The following is a 1,400-nucleotide window of genomic DNA, read 5'->3' as shown; positions in this document are numbered from 1 at the left end:
GGGTTAAGTAGCAAAAAGTGTGTCTGACTTTCAGCATTACTGCTGATTAGGCTGGGTAAATCGGGCGGATATAAGCATCAAGACCTTATATCCGCCCGATTAGTGTTCAATCCACCGGAATGGCACCCGCATGTGCTAATCGGGGGTTGGTGTGCTTTCCGGGTGAGTAAAAACAGACCACGATGCCCGATATGCGCTGGGCAAATGAAGAAAAACGGAACCACTTCTAAAGGCACAACCAGGTGGCGATGCAAGGACCCGAACTGCGGCAGTTCCACGACACGAACCCGCACCGACCGCACGCAGACCCGCGACTTTAAAGCCTTCGTCTCTTATGCCACCTCCACAGCAACGTTGTCTGAACTCGCCCAGCAACAAGGGGTAAGCCGTTGGACACTTGACCGCCGATTCAAACCGTTCTGGCTCATCGACATCCCCAACGACGGTGACCCACAGCGCATCTACGACCAGATCTTCATCGACGGTACCTACACCGCCGCCGGATGCTTGCTCGTCGCAGCCAGCCACGACCACGTCATCGCATGGCACTGGACCAAACACGAAACCGCCCACGCCTACACGCAGCTACTCCGCAAAATCGCTGAGCCGCTCTGCGTCGTCCTCGACGGCGGACAAGGCGCACTTACTGCGATTAAAGCCTGCTGGCCGAACGCGATAATCCAACGATGCCTCGTCCATGCGCAACGCGTCATCCGCCGCTACACCACATCACGACCACGCACCGACGCCGGCAAAGCCATCTACGCCCTGGCGTTGAAACTGACCCGTATCACCACACTCGACCAGGCACGGGAGTGGACGCTGCGTCTGCACGACTTCGGACAGGTATTCAAAGCATTCCTCAACGAGAAAACGCCCGTGTCAAAAGAGCGCCGCACACTCAACAACCAGTGGGAATGGACCCATCTGCGAGTTCGCAAGGCATACAACTCCCTGCTGCACCTCTCACGGAAAGGATGGCTGTTTACCTACCTGCAGCCACCACCGAATGCGCTTGAGCCTCAACGCTGGGCTTCAACGACAAACAGTCTGGAAGGCGGCATCAACGCCGGGCTCAAACGCATCGCCGACGCGCATCGCGGCAGGTCCGGGGAACGCCAACGAAAAATGCTCGAGTGGTACCTGCACTCGAAAACGCAACTGCCTGACGACCCATTAAAGATCGCCAGGCAGTGCAATTTCGGCCAAGATCAACTCGCCAAAGTCAACGATCTTGTCGAAGAAGACCACAACAAAGCCGACCATGAAACAGGCCGACCAGCCTTCTACGACAACGCTATCCCAACCGAGTACGAACACTCGATAGGAATCAGAAAAGGCCCCATGAAGTAACAAACGGTGTGCCCGCCCCGCAACACGCCGAGCGGACACACTTTTTG

General features: G+C 56.6%; 1 protein-coding gene. It reads left to right on the top strand.

Annotated features, from left to right (window positions below; translation table 11 throughout):
* The first annotated feature begins 162 nt into the window (after positions 1-162).
* A complete protein-coding gene (locus tag QP981_RS11140) occupies positions 163-1,353 on the top strand; it encodes an IS1249 family transposase (RefSeq protein ID WP_162838042.1) in 1,191 nt (396 codons plus the stop codon).
* The last annotated feature ends 47 nt before the right edge of the window (positions 1,354-1,400 follow it).

The organism is Corynebacterium sp. MSK047, assembly GCF_030232285.1.
In the GTDB taxonomy this organism is placed as follows: domain Bacteria; phylum Actinomycetota; class Actinomycetes; order Mycobacteriales; family Mycobacteriaceae; genus Corynebacterium; species Corynebacterium jeikeium_D.
This window is presented reverse-complemented; position numbering and strand designations above follow the sequence as displayed.